The sequence below is a fragment of the Nitrospina gracilis 3/211 genome (genome assembly GCF_000341545.2).
Taxonomy (GTDB): Bacteria; Nitrospinota; Nitrospinia; order Nitrospinales; family Nitrospinaceae; genus Nitrospina; species Nitrospina gracilis.
In genome coordinates this window covers 1,599,478-1,601,707 of record NZ_HG422173.1, presented here as the reverse complement: position 1 = coordinate 1,601,707, position 2,230 = coordinate 1,599,478, and the positions used below count along the sequence as shown (strand labels likewise).

General features: G+C 50.7%; 4 protein-coding genes. All 4 read right to left on the bottom strand.

Features of this window, described 5'->3' with window-relative positions; translation table 11 throughout:
* The coding region (locus TX82_RS07580; protein WP_144079234.1) for a PHP domain-containing protein at positions 1-632 on the bottom strand (632 nt) is incomplete at its 3' end.
* A gap of 59 nt (positions 633-691) precedes the next feature.
* A complete protein-coding gene (locus TX82_RS07575; RefSeq protein WP_005008929.1) occupies positions 692-877 on the bottom strand; it encodes an RHS repeat domain-containing protein in 186 nt (61 codons plus the stop codon).
* A gap of 142 nt (positions 878-1,019) precedes the next feature.
* On the bottom strand, positions 1,020-1,397 hold the full coding sequence (locus tag TX82_RS16225; protein ID WP_005008925.1) for a hypothetical protein: 378 nt from the start codon (positions 1,395-1,397) through the stop codon (positions 1,020-1,022).
* A 55-nt stretch (positions 1,398-1,452) separates the two neighbouring features.
* Positions 1,453-2,070 carry an RHS repeat-associated core domain-containing protein gene (locus TX82_RS07565; RefSeq protein ID WP_005008919.1) on the bottom strand — a complete coding sequence of 206 codons (618 nt, stop codon included), beginning with the start codon at positions 2,068-2,070 and terminating at the stop codon, positions 1,453-1,455.
* Between the last annotated feature and the right edge of the window lie 160 nt (positions 2,071-2,230).

Genomic DNA, 2,230 nt, shown 5'->3' with positions numbered 1-2,230 from the left:
GGACTTTTGAACCACGCTTCGGGGCTGGCGGTGCTTTCCGGCGGCAGCGCATCGAGCAGGCGGTTTTCGCGGATCGCCGTCACCAGCCGGTGCGTGTGCCCGTCCTCCGGTTTCAAAAAGAAGATGCGGTTGGAAGCCACCAGCGGGATGCCGTGCCGGCGCGAAAACTCCCAGACGTCGATGTCGTGACGCGTTCCCGTGCGCCAGCGAATCCATTCGATCCCGAGGCTGCCGCTCCCCCGCGCGCGGGCGATCGCATCGATCACAGTGAGGTCGGGACTCAGGATGATCACCGCATCGCCGCAGTGCTGCAACCGCTCCGCCAGGGAGAAGTTCTTGTCGAGCTGGCGGTCGGTGACGACGCGACAGACCTCGCCGTAACCCGCGAGGGTTTTTGCCAGCAGCACCGCGTGCGCGCCGGTTGCGGGATCGGTCACCTCCGCGCCGAAGAGGGGCCGGATGCCCGCCGCCTGCATCGCTCGCTGGAACGCGACCGCGCCATAAGTCCCGTCGGTGTCGGTGAGCGCCAGGGCCGGACACCCCATGTCCAGGGCGGCGCGGGCGAGGTCCTCGATCCACGCCGTCCCCCTCATGAAGGAATAGACACTGTGACAGTTGAGCGGCACCCACATAGGCGAAAATAAAGCGAAAGTTAACGGCAAAAAAATTTAAACGGCTGATTTCGGTATCCTTACTCTACCCCCTCCCGCCACGACTTGTCAATCGGGCAGGCGGAAAGTTTGATATAGGTGACCGTCGAGCTGTTCTGGCGGGCGTCGGTTTTGGCGAGCAGGAGGTCGTCTGTGGTGTAGGTGAAGCTCGTGGTCTCCAGCTCCGGGTTAGTGAACGCGGTGAGGTAGCCGTTGGCGTCCAGCATGACGGTCGTGTCCTGCCCGTCTTGCGAGGTGATGGTGATGAGATCGCCCGAGGCGTTGCGCGAGAAGGTGGTGACACCCCCGTCGCCATCCGTGATCGAGGCCAGCCAACGGCTGTCGGGGGAATATTATCACTGTACAATACTAATCTTTCAACAATCTAATCCTAACAAGAAAAATTAACGCAACTACCAAAATCGCTTTTACCATCATAAATAAAAGATCCTGTGAAATCCCCGTACTAATTGCTTCTCTAACAAGATAAAAAATGAAAAGCAATGTTATAAGTAAAATTAAGACATTAGAGAAAAAGAAATTTTTTGTCTCATTAATTTTTGTTTTAAAAAAATAAAACCCTAACCCCAAACTAACAAGACATATCCCCATTTGAAAAACATCGTATGCAAATTTAAGTTTCCCAGCTTGAAACTTCAAAAAAAGACCGTAAAAAATATATATTGAAGCTAAGAGAAAAAATACAGCCAACAATTTTTTGATTACGTTTAATATTTTTTCAGGCAATTCTTGATACCTCCAAATTTTATGGAATTACCGTCTCTTGGTTAAAATTTCTACTTTACAAACAGAAAACTTCATTTTTAAAAAAATTAAATATTTTTTGAAATTTTTCGAGCCTCTCATCAATTAGCCTTCTAGGAGTAAAAATCCTACTCGATCCTGGTCTAGACCTCGGTTTTACCTGTGGCTTTTCGAAAGGAACTCTTGCTGTAGGCGTTTTTCTTTCTCTCTCAGATCTTTCTCTCTGTTCATCTGCTTTTGTTTTTGGGCTATTTGTTCCTGGAACAATTATTTCAAATTCCGGTGAAGTTTCCTTTGGATTGGTTAAATTCTCGTCATCTGTGTCAATTTCTTCGGTAACAAAAGATTTCAGAACAAAGTCTACTACTGTCACAACTACCAATACTGCAGCGGTGTATACAATCCATGCTGGATGATCACCAGTCAGATCAATTAAATTGACCGGATCGTTTACCGCGTACCTAAATAGATTAAAGCTACCTTCTTTTATCCCCACCGGATCCTTGCTGGTCCACCTGCCAATTTCGGGATCGTAGTCGCGGGCGCCGAAGCGGACGAGTTTGGTATCCTGATCGTACAAACCTCCCGCGAAGGCGAACGGCTGAAAGCCGGGGTTGGTGTCCACCAGCACGTTGCCCCATTCGTCGTACTCCATCTGCTGGACGGTGGTGTCCTGCCCGTCGGCGGAGGTGATGGTGATGAGATCGCCCGAGGCGTTGCGCGTGAACGTGGTGACGTCGCCGTCCCCGTCCGTGACCGAGGACAGGCAACGGCTGTCAGGCGAATACTATCACCGCACAGATCCTCACAACTCA